Origin of the sequence: Streptomyces sp. NBC_00239, assembly GCF_036194065.1 — a bacterium.
Lineage (GTDB): Bacteria > Actinomycetota > Actinomycetes > Streptomycetales > Streptomycetaceae > Streptomyces.
The window spans coordinates 42256-57694 of the sequence record NZ_CP108096.1 but is presented as its reverse complement, the minus strand read 5'-3'; the positions used below and the strand labels follow the sequence as shown (position 1 = coordinate 57694).

Annotated in this window: 13 protein-coding genes; 4 read left to right on the top strand and 9 right to left on the bottom strand. The window is 71.2% G+C overall.

What is annotated here, in order from left to right:
* Nucleotides 1–24 precede the first annotated feature (24 nt).
* The 3 genes from OG764_RS38045 (at nt 25) to OG764_RS38035 (ending at nt 3236) form a co-directional block, all read left to right on the top strand.
* The gene (locus tag OG764_RS38045; RefSeq protein ID WP_328973371.1) at nt 25–2151 is read left to right on the top strand and encodes a hypothetical protein; all 2127 of its coding nucleotides are present in this window, start codon (nt 25–27) and stop codon (nt 2149–2151) included.
* Nucleotides 2152–2161: 10 nt separating this feature from the next.
* Nucleotides 2162–2764, top strand: coding sequence for a hypothetical protein (locus OG764_RS38040; protein ID WP_328973370.1), 603 nt, complete (start codon nt 2162–2164; stop codon nt 2762–2764).
* 76 nt (nt 2765–2840) lie between these two features.
* Complete coding sequence (locus OG764_RS38035; protein ID WP_328973369.1) at nt 2841–3236, top strand: hypothetical protein; 396 nt, start codon at nt 2841–2843, stop codon at nt 3234–3236.
* Nucleotides 3237–3352: 116 nt separating this feature from the next.
* On the opposite strand, the gene OG764_RS38030 is transcribed toward OG764_RS38035, so the two are convergent.
* The 3 genes from OG764_RS38030 to OG764_RS38020 all read right to left on the bottom strand — a co-directional run bounded on the left by OG764_RS38030 (nt 3353) and on the right by OG764_RS38020 (nt 5127).
* A complete protein-coding gene (locus OG764_RS38030) occupies nt 3353–3967 on the bottom strand; it encodes a hypothetical protein (RefSeq protein WP_328973368.1) in 615 nt (204 codons plus the stop codon).
* Between the two features lie 350 nt (nt 3968–4317).
* Complete coding sequence (locus tag OG764_RS38025) at nt 4318–4638, bottom strand: hypothetical protein (protein ID WP_328973367.1); 321 nt, start codon at nt 4636–4638, stop codon at nt 4318–4320.
* A 42-nt stretch (nt 4639–4680) separates the two neighbouring features.
* On the bottom strand, nt 4681–5127 hold the full coding sequence (locus tag OG764_RS38020; protein WP_328973366.1) for a hypothetical protein: 447 nt from the start codon (nt 5125–5127) through the stop codon (nt 4681–4683).
* 609 nt (nt 5128–5736) lie between these two features.
* Here OG764_RS38020 and OG764_RS38015 point away from each other — a divergent pair.
* Nucleotides 5737–8349 carry an MXAN_6230/SCO0854 family RING domain-containing protein gene (locus tag OG764_RS38015; protein WP_328973365.1) on the top strand — a complete coding sequence of 871 codons (2613 nt, stop codon included), beginning with the start codon at nt 5737–5739 and terminating at the stop codon, nt 8347–8349.
* A gap of 97 nt (nt 8350–8446) precedes the next feature.
* Here OG764_RS38015 and OG764_RS38010 read toward each other — a convergent pair whose 3' ends face one another.
* The 6 genes from OG764_RS38010 to OG764_RS37985 all read right to left on the bottom strand — a co-directional run bounded on the left by OG764_RS38010 (nt 8447) and on the right by OG764_RS37985 (nt 15412).
* Complete coding sequence (locus OG764_RS38010) at nt 8447–8698, bottom strand: hypothetical protein (RefSeq protein ID WP_328973364.1); 252 nt, start codon at nt 8696–8698, stop codon at nt 8447–8449.
* A 128-nt stretch (nt 8699–8826) separates the two neighbouring features.
* Nucleotides 8827–9135, bottom strand: a complete 309-nt coding sequence (locus tag OG764_RS38005; protein WP_328973363.1) for a hypothetical protein — start codon at nt 9133–9135, stop codon at nt 8827–8829.
* A gap of 219 nt (nt 9136–9354) precedes the next feature.
* Nucleotides 9355–11796, bottom strand: a complete 2442-nt coding sequence (locus OG764_RS38000; RefSeq protein ID WP_328973362.1) for an RNB domain-containing ribonuclease — start codon at nt 11794–11796, stop codon at nt 9355–9357.
* Nucleotides 11797–11929: 133 nt separating this feature from the next.
* On the bottom strand, nt 11930–12562 hold the full coding sequence (locus OG764_RS37995) for a hypothetical protein (RefSeq protein ID WP_328973361.1): 633 nt from the start codon (nt 12560–12562) through the stop codon (nt 11930–11932).
* Between the two features lie 91 nt (nt 12563–12653).
* The gene (locus OG764_RS37990) at nt 12654–14447 is read right to left on the bottom strand and encodes a VWA domain-containing protein (protein WP_328973360.1); all 1794 of its coding nucleotides are present in this window, start codon (nt 14445–14447) and stop codon (nt 12654–12656) included.
* Nucleotides 14444–15412 carry an AAA family ATPase gene (locus OG764_RS37985; RefSeq protein WP_328973359.1) on the bottom strand — a complete coding sequence of 323 codons (969 nt, stop codon included), beginning with the start codon at nt 15410–15412 and terminating at the stop codon, nt 14444–14446. Before OG764_RS37985 ends, OG764_RS37990 begins: the two co-directional genes overlap by 4 nt.
* Nucleotides 15413–15439 lie beyond the last annotated feature (27 nt).

Below are 15439 nucleotides of genomic sequence, written 5' to 3'. Positions count from 1 at the left end.
ACGACCGGAAGGACAGGGCAGGCGATGACCGAGGTACGCCTTGCCGGGTGCGCCGGCTGCATCGGCAGCGACCGCCCTGGCTACGTCGTCGTATGGAACGTCGACAGCGGGAAGATGCTGTGGGAGTGGAAGCGCTGCCCCGACCGGTGCACCCCTGAATCCCGGGCCGCCACGATCGCGCGTCACCAGCAGCGTCGTGCCGAGGAGGCCGAGGCCGCCGCCCGCCAGGCCGCCGCCGCACCCGCGTCGCCCACCCGGCCGGAAGCCGCCCCCGAACCCGCCCGCGCCGAGCCCGTGCGGCAGCAGCCAGCGCACCGCCCCGCCAGCCCCCGCCCGGCCGGCGGAGAGCGCGCACGTGGCCCCGAGGTCGCAGCACGGTCGGGCGGCCGCCGTACTCCGGCGCGCAACGCACCCGGCACCGCGCCAGTGGCGAGCAAGCCGCGCCGGTGGCCGGCCGTCGCACTCGACCACGACGCCGAGGGCTGGAACCTGGACATCGAACAGGTCCCGCCGCCGGCCGGAACGAAGTTCACTGACTGGTTCGCCTGGCTCGGCACCGGACTGCCGCTGCGCATCGATCGCGTGCACGACGCGGGCCGCACCGGCGACGGAATGGTCTGCCTGTCGGCCACCGCGCTCAAGGCCCTGGGCCTGCCCGCGGCGTTCCCCACCACCGACAAGGCCCTGGCCGCCCTCACGACGAAGCTGACCAAAGCAGCGGCCAGCGTTGGAATGGAGCTCTCCCAGGAGATCGGCCCCATCTTCCACGCGTTCCGCCGCGCGGGCGCCGCGGGCGGCCCCAAGTCGTCCCTGCGCGTCGTAGTCACTCCGTGGCTCGGGCAGGGCAGCGAGAAGCAGCAGGTGACCGGCGCGATGCTGGCCCGTCTCGCGGCCACCCCCGCGGGCGACCCCGACGCGCTGACCCTTGCCCGCCGCATCCGCACCTACGTCACCGACATCGGCGTCGCACCCGGCATCACCCCGGCCACTACCAGCAAGCTGCTCCTGGACGCGGTCCGTCCCCGCAACGAGCCGTTCCAGGACGAGCAGGGGGAGTGGCACTCCCGGCTCCGCGACGGGGCGCTGCCCTCTGGTGACACCGTCGTTCCGCCCGCCGCCGGTGCTCGGCATCCCCTCACCCGCGAGCTGGTGGAGCGCGACGAAATCCTGTGCGAGGAAGAGGACTTCAAGTGGTGGTCCCGGCCGCTCACGGAAGCCGAGGCGGCCATGCCGTACGCAGTCGCCTGCGACGTGTGCGCCTCGTACCTGTCGGTGACCATGTCGCTGCGGCTGCCCGTCGGCCCGCTGGAGCACCGCACCGACCCGGTGTGGGACACCAAGTCGGCGCCCGCCGGGCTGTGGTGGTGCGATTTCACCGCCGTCCAGGTGGACACGGAGCTGCCACACCCGGCCACCTTCCACGGCAAACCCCCCACCGGACCCGGCTGGTACGCCACCCCGACGGTCGCCTACATGGTCACCGAGTTCGGCTTCGACCCCACCACCATCACCGAGGCGTACCTGTCGCCCCTGACGGTGCCGTTCCTCAAGGAGTGGACGGTCCGGCTGCGCGAGGCGTACAAGCGTGTCTACGCGTTGCTCGGGCTGAAGGACGGGCAGGAGCCGGAAGAGTTCCTCGCCGCCTACGCCCGCCACAAGGACCTCGACCCGCAGGACGCCGAGCGCACCGACGCCCTGGTGCTGGCCGGCCTCTACAAGGAGGTCTACAAGGGCGGCATCGGGAAGTGGACCGAGGGAGCAGCACACCTCGACGACGAGACGTGGCTGAAGGACATCGTGGCCAACTGGTCCTACCGGCCCGAAGTCCGCTTCCACATCATTTCGGCCGCCCGCATCGCCAACCACCGCCGCATGCGCAAGACGTACAACAAGACCGGGCGTGCCCCGTTCGCGATCAACGTCGACTCCTACTTGTACGCGACCGAACATCCGTCACCGCTCGAACTGCTCACCCCGCCGGAAAACGGCAAGCCCGTCCTCGGCGTCCTTCGCCTGGGCATCGGCCCCGGCCAGTTCAAGCACGAGTCGAGCATCCCGATGGACCAGGTCCTGGAGCTCATGAACACCGACGAGCACCCCTCGCGCCTCACCCACGACTACACGACCGACGGCACCGCCGTAGAGGCGTAAGGAACGTCCTGTGAGCACGAACCAAGCAGAGGTCGCCAAGCAGACCGAGCTGACCGAGATGTACTCCCGGGTCAACCAGCTCTTCTACACGTCCAAGCACGCACCGGTACGCACCACCACCCAGGCCGAGCACGTCCTCGACCGGCTCTACGGCGGCCAGACAGCGGCCATGGCCGCCGCCTACAACATGTCCCCGCGCACCATCCGGCGGTGGCTCGACGGCAGCCGCACGCCGCAAGGCGCGAACGCCGCGCGGCTCCTCCGCGACGCCACGGCCGCGCAGACAACCAAGCGCGGGCGGGAGCGGCGTGCCCGGCAGGCAGAACAGCACCGGGGCGACGTCCTGGTGCCACGGGTGAACAACTTCACTGTCCGCGGCTCAGACGCGGTGAGGCCGCGGGACATCTCCATCAGCCTCAGCGGCCGGCAACTTGCCGCACTGGCGCTGGCGGAGAACGAAAGCCAGGTCGACGACGTCATCCAGGAAGGGATCGCCGCGTACTTCAACGGCGGCGCAGCGGGCAACTTCCACCCCGGGGACTTCGGGTACGACGCTGGTTCCCTCGTCTTCAACGTGCCGCTGATGACCGGCGCCGGCCGGAACGCTGAGTGAGCGAGACCATCGGGACCGGCCCCTCGGCGGGCGCCGACCGGGGCCGCTGTCGGTGCCTACGGGCACACTGGACGCCATGGTGACATCGGCCCAGCCGGAGCCCGCACGAGTCCTTCCCGCGCTGCCGGACCACGACCACGAGGCCGGCGAGATTCGCTGGGAGCGATGGGAGCCGGCCCTCGACGCCTCGCACATCGACCCGCGCTGCCCCACCTGCGCCTTCCCCGGCCCGTTGTCGACCGCCTTCGGCCAGACCTGGTACACCCCCGAACCCACCGCGGTCCGCGTCGAGCGGTCGCGCCCCGGCCAGCCGTCCGAGTGGGTCCAGGCGCAGGGCAAGCCGTACTGGTGCAAGACCCACTACGCGGTGCGCTGTCCGCAGTGCGACGAGATGAGGGTCTACCGGTGCAGCGGCTGGGTGGAGATCTACTACCAAGCCGTTCCGCAGACGGACGACAACGTCCTCTTCTAGACAAAGGTTCTGAAGCAGACGTCCACGTCACCGAGCCCGCAGTCCCGCCCACGTCGAACCGTCGCCCCACGGCGGGGGACCGGAGCGGCGCCCATTCCACCCTGGCAGGGGCACCATCAGGAAGCGCCCTCGCCGGCATCGAGGTTCGGGAAGTGCGTCGCGGTGAGCAACTCCGCCGCCTTGATGCCCCGCTTGATCCCGGCCCGGTAGATGACCCCGACGGTGGTGACCTTCGCCGCGAGCCGCTCGTACTCCGCCAATGGATCGGGAAGCCCGTCCAGTTCATCCGCGGCGGGCGCAGATGCCGGCGGGACCATGTCCGGGTACAGGTCGCGCCACCTTCGGATCTTTCGGATGGATTCGGCCGAGGTGTGCCAGCACGCGGCCAGTACCTGCTCGGCGAGTTCGCTGGGCAGACGCATGGGAACGCTCTCCGGGAACCCGCCGGTGCGCGATCCCGGCCACCGGCCGCCGAGAGCGCGCGCCTCCGAAGGCACCGCGGGCCACTCCTTGGACCACCCCCGCTCCTCAAGCTCCCGTCCGATGCCACTGGCGGTGAGGGTGTCGATCGTGTCGAGCAACTGAGCAGTCCCGCGAAGACGTTCCACCTCCAGCCGCCACCGGTCACGCACTGCGGCAGCGCCCTCACGCGACAGACCTCGCGTCTGCCAGGAGGAATGCGACGACAAGATGATGCGGCGCCGCTTCTCCATCTCCAGGGCGTCCGTCATCCGGGCCCGCGTGCCCGCGACCACCCAAGCCGTCGCCGCCGTCGTTCCTTGCGCCACCGACGCTCACCCGCCAACCTCGTACTTTGCAAAGGACAGTTGGTCAGGCTAGTCGCGCACCAGGCCGTCGGCGCCGCCGGCACGTGCCGGTCTGTCCGGAAGTGTCCGACCGGACAGCGCCGGACACGCGCCGCCGACCCAGGACCACCGCGAAGCCGTCGGGGCGAGTTCGGTGTCACGCCGGGTGTCACGGTCACTGTCACGCAGCCAAGCGTGACACCCGGCCACCTGCGCAAATGCGCAGCGAGAAGCCACGCGTGCCGCCGTGACATCAGTTGGCGCGCGACCGGGGGCTAGCTGCTCAAGAGCATGCGGCGGGCGTCGAGGGCCCGGCTCAGCAGGGCCGCCTCGCCGGAATCGACCGGCATCGGGCCGCTGGCGTGGATGGCAGGCGGCATGGTGATCCGCACTTCACCGTCCCCGAAGCTGGCGGCCAGGTCGGCGATCTGGTCATTGGTCAGGGAGTGGCGGACGAAGACGTCAACGCCGCTGAGGGAGACCAGGAAGGTGAGCAGGGTGGCGAAGTGCACCTCGATGACGTTGCCGCTGAACATGACTTCGGCCAGTTCCTCGGTCGTGCGCTCGGTGTCGCTCAGGTCGTCGGTCGAGGGCATGGAGCTCCAGTTGTCTCGGGGGCAGAAGTCGGGCAGGGTCGATCAGGTCCGCGTGTCGGCAGGGCAGTACGGGCCGCGGAACCGCACCGGAATCCCGCTGGGCGGGGTGCTGGGGTGGGGCGCATCGACAGGGCCGCGCTCCGAGTGGCTCCAGTAGTGCAGGGCGAGGACGTCGACGGAGGCGTCGCGCTCCTCGCGGGTGGCCCAGGCCTCGACGCTCACGTCCCCCTCCGTGTAGACGGCGAAGGCGTAGCACAGCTCGAAGGGCGAGTCGTAGAGGGCAACCGCCTGGTACGGCCAGTTACTCAGGTCCCAGCCCTCGGTGCCCCAATCCCGGATGCCGGTCCATCCCCAGGGCGCAAGGTGGGCCAGCCAGTCGTCGGCGTCACCCCCGTCGTGGAAGTCCTCCGGGAGGAACGGCAGGAGCTCCACGGGAACCGGGCCGGAGACGAAAGGGCGGTCACTGGAGGAGCGGGGAGCGGCAGTCACGGGAGCCTTCCTGGTCGGAAACGGGACCGAATCAACACATCTAATGTACGCTCACGGCGGTTATGTGTCAAATTAAAAGGGTCATTGCGGGGAAAGGTGGCGGCTGTGCGCATTCGCGGGCGACCCTGGAAAGTTGACGTCTCCCCCTGCTAGGAGTACTGTGGTGTTTGTTGAAGCGGTTGCTCCGGCCCGCGACGGCCGACCCGCAACTCTGCGGAACGACCGTCCACCCGGATCGGGAGGGGTTCGATACCTCTCCGGCCGTGAAAACCCCGTGCAGCGGCAATCTTGCGATTGGTAGTGTCCCGGCTGCGGGGCGGCTCCGATACGTGCTTCCTTCTCTCTCTTTGGAAAAGACTCAGCGCGATCACTTCCCGCCCCGCATCCGAGAGCTTCAGCCCGCCGCCCGCCCGATGCACGAGCAACAGGCGCCCGGCTTACGCCCGTTGACCAAGAACAGGTTGAAACTATCGGCGACGCCGAGCGGTTCTCAGGGCCCTTCCTCCCACGGGGACGGACACCGGCCCGAACGCTGCGGCTCATGAAGACGACGCCCTGCACGACAGGGCCCTGCAGGCCCGGCGAGCGCCGGGGCAGGGGGAGGACGCAATGACGACCACGACCATCACGACCACCACCGGAGCCCGCCGCGGCCTGGCCGCAGTGCTCCTTTCCCGTCGTGGATCCGTCTACCTGAACTCCCCGTCGCCCGCGGCGCACACCTCGACCCCGACCGTCGACTCCCTCGCCGGCATCAGCCTGCTGGAAGCCGACCTCATCGAGCGCGGCTTCCTCCTGTCGGCAGACCTGCGCCAGGCCCTCTCCGGCCGCACCGAAGACCAGCTCGTCACCGCCGGACACGACCTGCTGGCCGACATCGACGCGGCCCTCGGCGCGGACCGCGACCACACGCCGCTCTTCCGCCGCTTCCCCGACAGCACCCCGGCCGACACCCTCGCCTTCTACGTCGACCGGGTACTGACCGTGCTCCTCCAGAAGGCCGAGCAGCCGTGCGTACTGTGCGGCTCGAACGACACCGTGCACCCGGTCGCCCCGTGCGCCCACCTGGTCTGCACGTCCTGCTTCGACGGTGCCGACTTCTCGGCCTGCCCGATCTGTCACCGCCGCATCGACGTCGACGACCCGTTCCTGCGCCCGCAGAACTACCGGCCCACCGCCGGCACCCGGCGCGCGCTGCCCGACCGGCTGCGCGTCCTCACCTACGGCGGCGCGCTCACGGACCGCACCACGGACGCCAAGACCGAGCTGACTGGACTGCTGGCGCGCACCGGCGCGCTCAGCCCGCAGGACACCGACGACCTGTCGACCCTCCTCGACGCGGCAGGCGACCGCAGCGACCTCGCGTGGCTCCCGGAGTCCATCCCCGGCCGCGCGACCAAGGCCCTCGTCCTGGCCTGGCTCCTCGAGGAGCCGGACCACCACCAGGTCGTACTCCCGGCCGTCATCTCCCGCATCACCACGGCCACCGACGTGCTGCGCCTGGCGGCCGTCCGCTCCGGCGGCGACGCCGGACTCCTCACCCCGACCCGCTTCACCGCCCTCTCGCGCCCGCTGCGCCGCGCCATGCTGCAGGCCCTCGACGGCCTCGACGTGACCCTGGCCGCGGAAGACATGCGCCGCCACGAGCAGGCATGGAAGCACCTGGCAGAGCGCCTGCACCCCTTCGAGCACGCCACCCGCTACCCGAACGCGGCCCTCACCTTCGCCGCGCTGCGCAAGACCACGCTCACCGACGACGCCCTCTCCCACACCCTGCGGACGACGGCGCGCCGCGTGCCGACCGCCAGCACCAACCGGCCGAAGGTCGCCCTCGCGCTCTGGTCCACCCAGGTCGAGACGGCCCTCGCCGAAGCCGACGTACGCCGCGCCCTGCCGCTGCTGGCGCAGCGCCCCGGCGAGCTGCTGCGCCGCCTCGACCACATGCTGCGCCTGGCGGACAGCGACCACGCTGCGCGTGTCCTGGACGCACTGGAGCAGGCGGTTCCCCAGGTCGCCCCGGGAGTGATCCTCTCGGCGCTCGGCGAGATCCGCACCCGGAGCCGCAAGGGTGCCGAGCGGGTCTTCTTCCCCAAGGGCGGCAACGCGAAGGCCCACATCATCTCGGACCAGCGGGCTCCACTGGCGGGCACGGTCGTCGACCGGGCCGTGGCCATCCTGACCGGTGAGATCCTGCGCCGCGCGGGCCGCCTCGCCCCGGTGGACACCGCAGTTCTCGACGCGGGGCTGGACGGACTGATGGTCCCGTTCGCCGAGCGGACCGCCTCGCGCGCCCTGGTCACCCTGCCGCGCGGCAGCGAGCTGCCCCTGCCCGATGGCCGCACGGTCCGTCTCTTCCTCCACTGGATGGAGAGCACCGGCTCCGGCCGCACCGACCTGGATCTGTCGGCGGCGATGTTCAACGACTCCTGGGAGCACGTCGGCACCTGCGACTACACCCGGCTCCGCTTCGCGGGGACGGCCGCCGTGCACTCGGGCGACCTGACCAGTGCCCCGGCGCCGCAGGGCGCCAGCGAGTTCGTCGACCTCGACCTGGACAAGCTGGCCGCCGCAGGCGTCCGCTACCTGGTCGCCGTCGTCTTCTCCTTCAACAACGTCGCCTTCGACGACCTCGCCGACGCCTTCGCAGGATTCATGGCCCGTGACGAAGACGGCAACACCGGAGCGGTCTTCGACCCGCGCCAGGTCGAGCAGCGCTTTGACCTGACCGGCCAGTCCCGCGCGAGCGTTCCCCTGCTGATCGACGTGAAGGGGCGGACCATGCGGTGGCTCGACGTCGTCAAGGGCGTCACCGGCACCAACCACGCCGTCCACCGGCACGCGAACGACCTCGCCACCCTCGGCGAGGGCCTGACCGGCCTGTTCACCTCCGGCGCCCGCGTCGGACTTGGCGAACTGGCCACCTGGCAGGCGGCAGGCCGCGCCCGCACCGTCGTCGTCCGCCACCTGGACGGCTCCACCACCACCTACCGGCGCCGCCCGCAGGAGACCACCGAGACCTTCGCCACCCGCATCGGCACCCCGAACGCCGACGACGCCCTCAACCTGGACGCCACCGACGTACACCTCGCCTACCTGGTGCGCGGCGACCTGGCCCTGGCCGACGGCGGTGAGGCGTACGCGCTCTACCCGGCAGGTCTTGATGCCCGGAACGTGCACCTGCTGGGCGCTTCCGATCTCGTCGCCACGCTGACTCCGCAGTAGGCATCAACCCGCAGCAGCACAAAGGGCCTTGGGGCGGCACGCGAACGCGTGCCGCCCCAAGGCCCTTCTCACGTATCTGGTCGTCGAGGCCTCGGGGTCAGCGGGGCTCGCGCCGGTGGCGGATCGCCACGGCGATGCAGACCGGCGTGGTGAACAGCGCGTGCCAGCCGTAGAAGCACACCCCGGCCAGGCCGGCCAACTGGCCCAGCGCGAAGAGCAGCACCAAGGCCGGTGCGAGGAGGACGGGCACCGTGCCGTCGGCGGTCGCGGCGACCAGATGCGGGGCAATCCGCTGGACCGCGCCGCACACGAGCAAGGCGGCAACGAGGCCGCCCCAGATGACCATCAAGGCCCGCCCCGGCCGATCCCGGCGGCCGGCCGCAGCCGCAGAACGATCCGACTCATCCGTCCGGCAGGCTAGGTGATCACCGCGGTCGGCAGCCGACTCCGCCGCGTGGCGCCGGGCGGGTGTGGCGGTCAACTCTCGCTCCGCAGCAGGCGGGTGAACACCGCGCGGATGATGCGGCCCAGAGCCATCCCGATGACGCCGACGACAAAAACCCCGAAAAGCCGCTCCACCAGCAGATACGTGCCTGCTACCGGCTGCCACACCACGGGCAGCAGCAGAGGAAGCACACGGAGCGGGTGCAACTCACCGCGCACCAGGTGGCTTTCCGCCGACGCACGCAGGAACACGGCGCCGCTCGGGTTGGTGTAGGTGATCGCTGCGCCCATCACCAGCGGCAACAGAACGGTCAGCAACACGTCGAGGACAGCGATCACCACGGGCGGTCTCCTTCAACAGCGGGGCGGCACTCTGCTTCGCCTCCGATGCCACCGACCCTGCACGCCAAACCCTGTGGACAGAGTCCTCCGCCGCTCGATCACGAGGTCGGCCCGCTCTCGGACGTTCCTGTGCGCGAGGGCGTCGTGCCCGACACCGCCGACAGGCAGGCGAACGGGCACCCAAGGCCTTCGGGTCCAGGCCGGGTGCCCGCGCTGCGGCTACGCGGCGTCGGACTCGCTGGCGCGCAGGCGCGCGTGGATCTGCTCGAGGAGGCTCTCTGCCGCGGCGGTCTTCGACGCTGACTTCACCGCCGCCTTCCCCGTGCTGCGCAGGGCATCACCCGCATGGAGCGCGTGCGCGGTGCAGGTGAAGGTGATCTGGTGCCCAGGCCCCTCCGAAGAGAAGTCGAAACGCAGATTGCTGATGACCAAGGACTGGGCGTACTCGTTGAGCACCATGACGGGCTGACGCCCCTCGGCGGCTGCGGGCTGGACCACCTTCTTCACCGCGGCCGTCGTGCTGCCCTCGGCACGCAGCTGGTCCTGGGAGGGATCCGGAAGGCCGGCGAGCCGGGCGAGGAGGCTGAGCGCGGCCTGGTGACGCGCTGACTTCTTCACCGAGGCGGTGCGCTCCTCGCCGTACACCGGACCGCCGCCGATCGTGAGTTCGGCCCGGGATCGGAACTCGGCGTCGTGGGTCGGGCCGCTGCTTTCGTCTGCGAAGGCCGGATTGGCGACGCCGTTGATCTGTGCGTGGGTCGTCAGCACGCTCACGGCCGTCTCCGGCGCGGCGGCGATGGCCTTCAGACAGCCGGCGCGGGCTGCCATCCACGAGTCGCCGCTCGCCACCAGCAGGATCATCTGGAGTTCAAGCGAGGTGAGCTGCTGCTGCTCAGCACGCCGGACCGCCTCCCGTGTCAGGGCGTCCGTGCCGATGCCTTCCTTACAGCCGCGCTTGAGCAGAGCGTGGAACTCACGCGCCTCCAGCTGGGAGCAGTCGCCCTCGTCCGAGGCGGCCCGTTGCGCGAGGGGATGCGCTGCGACGGGTTGGCGCCCCTGGGGGGCCGTGGGCCGAACCTCCGTCTCCCCCTCACCCGTCGTGCCGCTCGCGACCGGCAGTCGATCCTGGGAGGGATCCGGAAGGCCGGCGAGCCGGGCGAGGAGGCTGAGCGCGGCCTGGTGACGCGCTGACTTCTTCACCGAGGCGGTGCGCTCCTCGCCGTACACCGGAGCCCCACCGACGGTGAGTTCGGCCCGTGAAGTGAACGCGGCGCTGTGGGTCGGGCCGCTGCTCTCGTCCGTGAAGGCCGGATTGGCGACGCCGTTGATGTGCGCGTGGGTCGTCAGCACGCTCACGGCCGTCTCCGGCGCGGCGGCGATGGCCTTCAGACAGCCGGAGCGAGCCGCCTCCCAGGTGTCGCCGCTCGCCACCAGCAGGATCATCTGGAGTTCAAGCGAGGTGAGCTGCTGCTGCTCGGCACGCCGTACGGCCTCCTGCGCCAGGGAGACGCTGCCGATGGTCTCCTTGCAACCGCGCTTGAGCAGAGCGTGGAACTCACGCGCGTCAAGCCGGGAGTAGTCGACTGACGCCGATGCTGCCCGCCGCGCGCGAGCGTGCGCCGACGATTTGAAGGCGGCCTGGTGCGCGTCACGATCGGCGCGGGCCCCCTCGGTCAGGGACTCGGCCACGGCCTGCAACTCGGCGTCCGAGTACGGGCTGGGGGCGGCGTCGATATGGCTGAAAAGAACGCGCTGCACGACGAGGTCGGCGTAGCGGCGCAGGGGTGAGGTGGCGTGCACGTACCCGGGAAGGTTCAGCCCCCAGTGGCCGCGCATGAACGGCGCGTACTCGGCGGGGCGCAGCACCATCAGGGTCCGCTCCTGCAGGGCCTGAAGGCGGGCACCCGAGCCGTCGGACAGCGCGAGGTCGAGGTCGTCGAGGAACTCCGCGCGCGGCGGCGCGACCTTCGCGGCGGAGTGATTGCGGAACAGGACCAGCAGGTCCCGCGCGGCCGCCCACCCGGCGATCGCCGTGTTCGCGGCGATCATGCACTCCTGGACGATCTTGTAGGCGATGTTCCGCTCCGCTGCGGCCAGCCGGACCAGGCGTCCGTCCTCGTCGGTGGCCCACCCCTTCAGCAGGTCGTACAAGGCCAGGGCGCCCTGGCTGCGCCGACGAGCGAGCAGGGTCTCGCTCAATTCGGCGGCGTCACGCAGCTGGTGATGGAGCCGATGGGCGGGGTCGCCGACCGCCTGCGCCACCTCGGAATGGTCCATGGCGAGGGCCCCCTGCAACCGTGCCCGGTCGACCTGCACGCCGAGCACGGCGCCGGCGCGATCGAAGGTGACCTGCACCCGCAGCGTGGCGCACGTACGGCCCTCCGCGAGGGTGAGCCGTTCCTCGACCGGACGCGGCAGCATCTTGGCGGTGCCGCGGTAGCCGCCGTACGCGGACTCCCGGCGCCTGAACGCCTCACGGTCGGCTGCGCTTCCGGGGACCACACCGGAGGCGACGTCCGCGACGTACACGGTGAGTTCCCAGCCGTCGGCGTGTGAGCGGACGGTGATGGCGTCATCCCGGTCGACGCTCTCCTTGCGGTCGATCATGAGGGGGACGAGCCGGGAGGCGGGGGACTGGGCGGGGGATTCGTGGGCGGGCAACACGTCTTCCTTCCGTGACGCGCCGTGGCCGTACGGCGGACGGCCACGGCGCGGGCTTCATCATGTCCAACATCTCGGGCAGGGTTTGCCGCGTTGTCAGGAACCCGGCGTGGCAGCGGTGGGGATTCGGTCGTCAGTCGTGGTGCAGTGCGCCTACGACCGCGCGGACGCAGGCGTGGGTGTCGTCGCGGTATTCGGCGACCGGGGTCTGCGGGTAGCCCGGTGATGCGTACAGCGTGATGACGCCGGCGGCCGTGACGAGGCGGGCGCGCCATCCGTGGTGCATCCGGACGGCGTGCTCGATGTGGTTGCGGTGCTCGATGAGGACGTACGCGGTCCGCTTGTCGGGCTCGGGCTCGAAGTGGCCGGCGATGACGCAGTTGTTGCGTCCCAACGAGGCGGAGTGGCCGGTCTGTTCGGGTATGTGGGCTTCCTCGAGGAGCTGGCGCAGCAGACGGTCGGCGCGGCAGTCGCACTTCTCGACCTGGCAGAGCTGCTGCTCGGTCCAGGCCAGCAGGTCACTGATGGCGGAGGTGATCTCGGCCATCTCCTGCTTTCCCCGCTCCATGTAGGGGTCATCGGGGCCGTCCGTCATGTTCAGGGCCGCTTCGGTGACCAGGCTCTCGTGGCGCATGCCGGACAGCGCCAGGCGCAGACGGGCGAAGCATTCCGGAGTGCCGCGGCCGGCGGCGAAGGCGGCGATCGGGCCGCCCTCGGACAGAGCCTTCGCGGCCTGCCGGGCGTCCCGAAGGGTGGTGATGGGCACGCAGGCTCCTCGGTGAGGGGGCGCCGCTTTTCGTCGGCGCCCGGGAGAGGCGGGCGGGTCCGTGGAGGGCCCGCCCGCGGGGGAGGATGGGTCAGGCGTGACGAAGCGCGGAGACCAGCGCGGCGCTCAAGGCGGCCGGAATGTCGGCGACCTGGGCAACGTCCAGGCGGCGGGCGTCGGGCAGGACGTTGGAGCCGGGGTCGAGACAGAACCACAGAACGTGGACGCCCGCCTTGGTCAGGCGCCGTACGAGCCGTTCGCCGCCGATGCGCTCCTCCGGCTCCCAGTGGCCGTCGGACACGACGACCAGGACGCGGGCACCGTGCTGGCGGGAGAGCCCCAGCGCGCCGTCGAGGGCGTTGGCGGCTTCAGTGAAGCGGTGGTTGCCGTCGTTCGCGTGAAACTCGGTGACCTGGGACGGCGGCTGGCCGGGGGAGACGATCGGGGTGACGGCCGTGCCGAAGGCCACGGTCGCCGCCTTTCCCGCGACCTCACGGGTTCCGTGCGCGAACATCCAGGCCGTCGAAGCGACGATCGAGGTGTAGGCGCTCATCGATCCGGAGACGTCGACGGCCACGCCGACTGCGACCGGCGGGTCGTCCGTGCGCTTGCGCTTCACGGTGCGAAACGGCCGGGCGGTGACCGGCACGCCCAGGGCGCTCTGCGCCGCACCGAGCATCGCGTCGCGGCCGGACAGGCGGCCCGGCGGGAGCGCGGAGGCGACGCGGACCCGGGCGGTGTCGCGGAACCGAGCCCTGGCGAGCGCGGCACCCAGACGCCGGGCGGCCGCCCGCTCCAGCGGAGTGGGTGCACGGTGGCCGCGGACCGGGTTCCTAGGCCGCGAGCGGCGTGAGGACGGCGCGGGGGCGGGCGGGAACACGCGCTGTGCAGCCTGCCGTGCGGCCTGCTGTGCGGCGTCCTCGGCCCGGCGTTCCTTCTGCCGCCGGGCAGCCGCCTCCTGGAGACGACGCTCCTGCTCGGGGTCGGGCATTGCGCCCGTGGAGATCTGGGCGTGAACCGAGGCCGCGACGGTGACACTGGCCACGGCCGCGCCGAGCGGGTCCCCGTCCGCACTCGCATCCGAGGACTCGTGGGGCTCGCCCGCGGCGCACCCGATGCCGGGCAGGTCGTCGTCAAGATCAGCGCCGACGACCTCCACCCAGCGGCGGGCGACATCCAGCAGCCCGGTCTGGTCACCGTCGGCGAGGGCCAGGACCTCCTGCCACAGGGCCCGAAGCCGGGAGAGATCACCGGAACCCAGGACGGACTCGGACGCCGAGCGAACCGGCTCGACCTCGGTCTCGGTGAGCACACCGGCGTCCGCCCGGCCCAGGATGAGAGCGGCACCGGCCGCGGCGCGCCACCGGTCGTACGTCGGTGAAGCGGTGCGCTGCGCGGGCAGCACGATGGTGCTCGCGCAGGCGCGCAGGAAGACGCGGTCCGCCGGGCGCTCCTGGAGGTGACGCGCCTCGATCCGGGGCTCCTCAAGCAGGACGGCCGCGCGGATCACCGCACGTCCCGCAGACTCGGGCCAGTTCTCCCAGCGGGTGCTGCGGGCGTGCCCGGCCTCGTGCGCGGACATGCCGACGATCACCGGGTGCCGCAGCCGGCCCGAGACACTGAGCGGGTCGATCTGGTCCGGGTGCACGCCGTCCTTCAGCGCGATCGCCCCGTTGACCGTGACCTTGATCAGCGCCGGGTCGAACCAGGCCGCGTCCGCCGTGGGAGCGCCGTCCCACACCATGGTGAGCAGCACGTCGTCACGGTCGGCAAGGGTGTTGATGATGGAGCCCAGGCGCCGGGCGAGCGCACGCCGGGCGTCCAGCAGGTCCGCGTCGACGTCCTCCAGCGGAGCGGGTTCCGTGCCCGCCACGGCGGCCGTCACCGGCGCCCCGCGGGGACCCGGGTGCCCAGCGAGAGCGCCGGGGTCTCACCGAACTTCTCCGCCATGGCCGCAGCGAACTCATCGCGGTCCTGCGAGGGACACTTGCGCAGCAGACCGGAGACGGCGAATCCCTGTCCGTAGCGGCCGGTCGCCTCGGCGAAGGACAGCGCGTCACGCAGCTGCGGGATCCAGCCCTCGTACGTCTCCTGGGCCTTGCGGCTCTCCAGGTTCTTGGCCACGGTGATCAGGTCCACCGGCACGCCGAGGTCGGCGGCCAGATCCCAGTCGGTGGCGACTTCGACGTGGTGGTGGAACCGGCTGCGCAGTGCGTCACTCAGGTTCGCCCCGGGAACGTCGGGGTTGCAGGCGCCGATGACGAACCAGTTGGGGCCGACCTTGAGCGGGGGCAGCTTCGGGTTCATCGTGACGTGCAGCTCGCCGCGGCCGTCCATAAGCGGGTACAGCACGGTCAGGACCCGGGGGTCGATCAGGGCGATCTCGTCGACCAGGAGCGGGACGTCGTTCTCGATGCTGCGGATGAGCGGGCCCGGGACCCACTCGTAGAGCTCCGTGTCCGGGTCCTGGACGAAGGTGCCAACGAAGTCCGGCACGTCGGTGTCGGCGGTGCCAACGATCGTCTCCAGACCCGTGTGCAGGCCGTCGACGGCGTCCTGGACGAACGCCGCCTCGCTCAGAGCGGTCTTGCCAGTGCCGGGCGGCCCGACGAGCAGTACGTGCTCGTGGTGGGCGCGGGCGTCCCGAAGGAACGCGAGGTCTTCCAACGGGCCGACCATGCGGGGCTGGTAGAGATGGCCGCTCGGGCGGACCTGCGGGCCGACCGGCGCGAGTGCGGACGACAGGGCGGGCGGGGACGGCATGGGCGCGTTCTGCTGAGTGCGCTCGCGCTCGAGGTCCTCCAGTACCGCGCGGCCGCGCTGGTCCATCTGATCCGTAAAGGTGGGCAAGAGACTCCTGGTGGCGAGAGAGGTGCA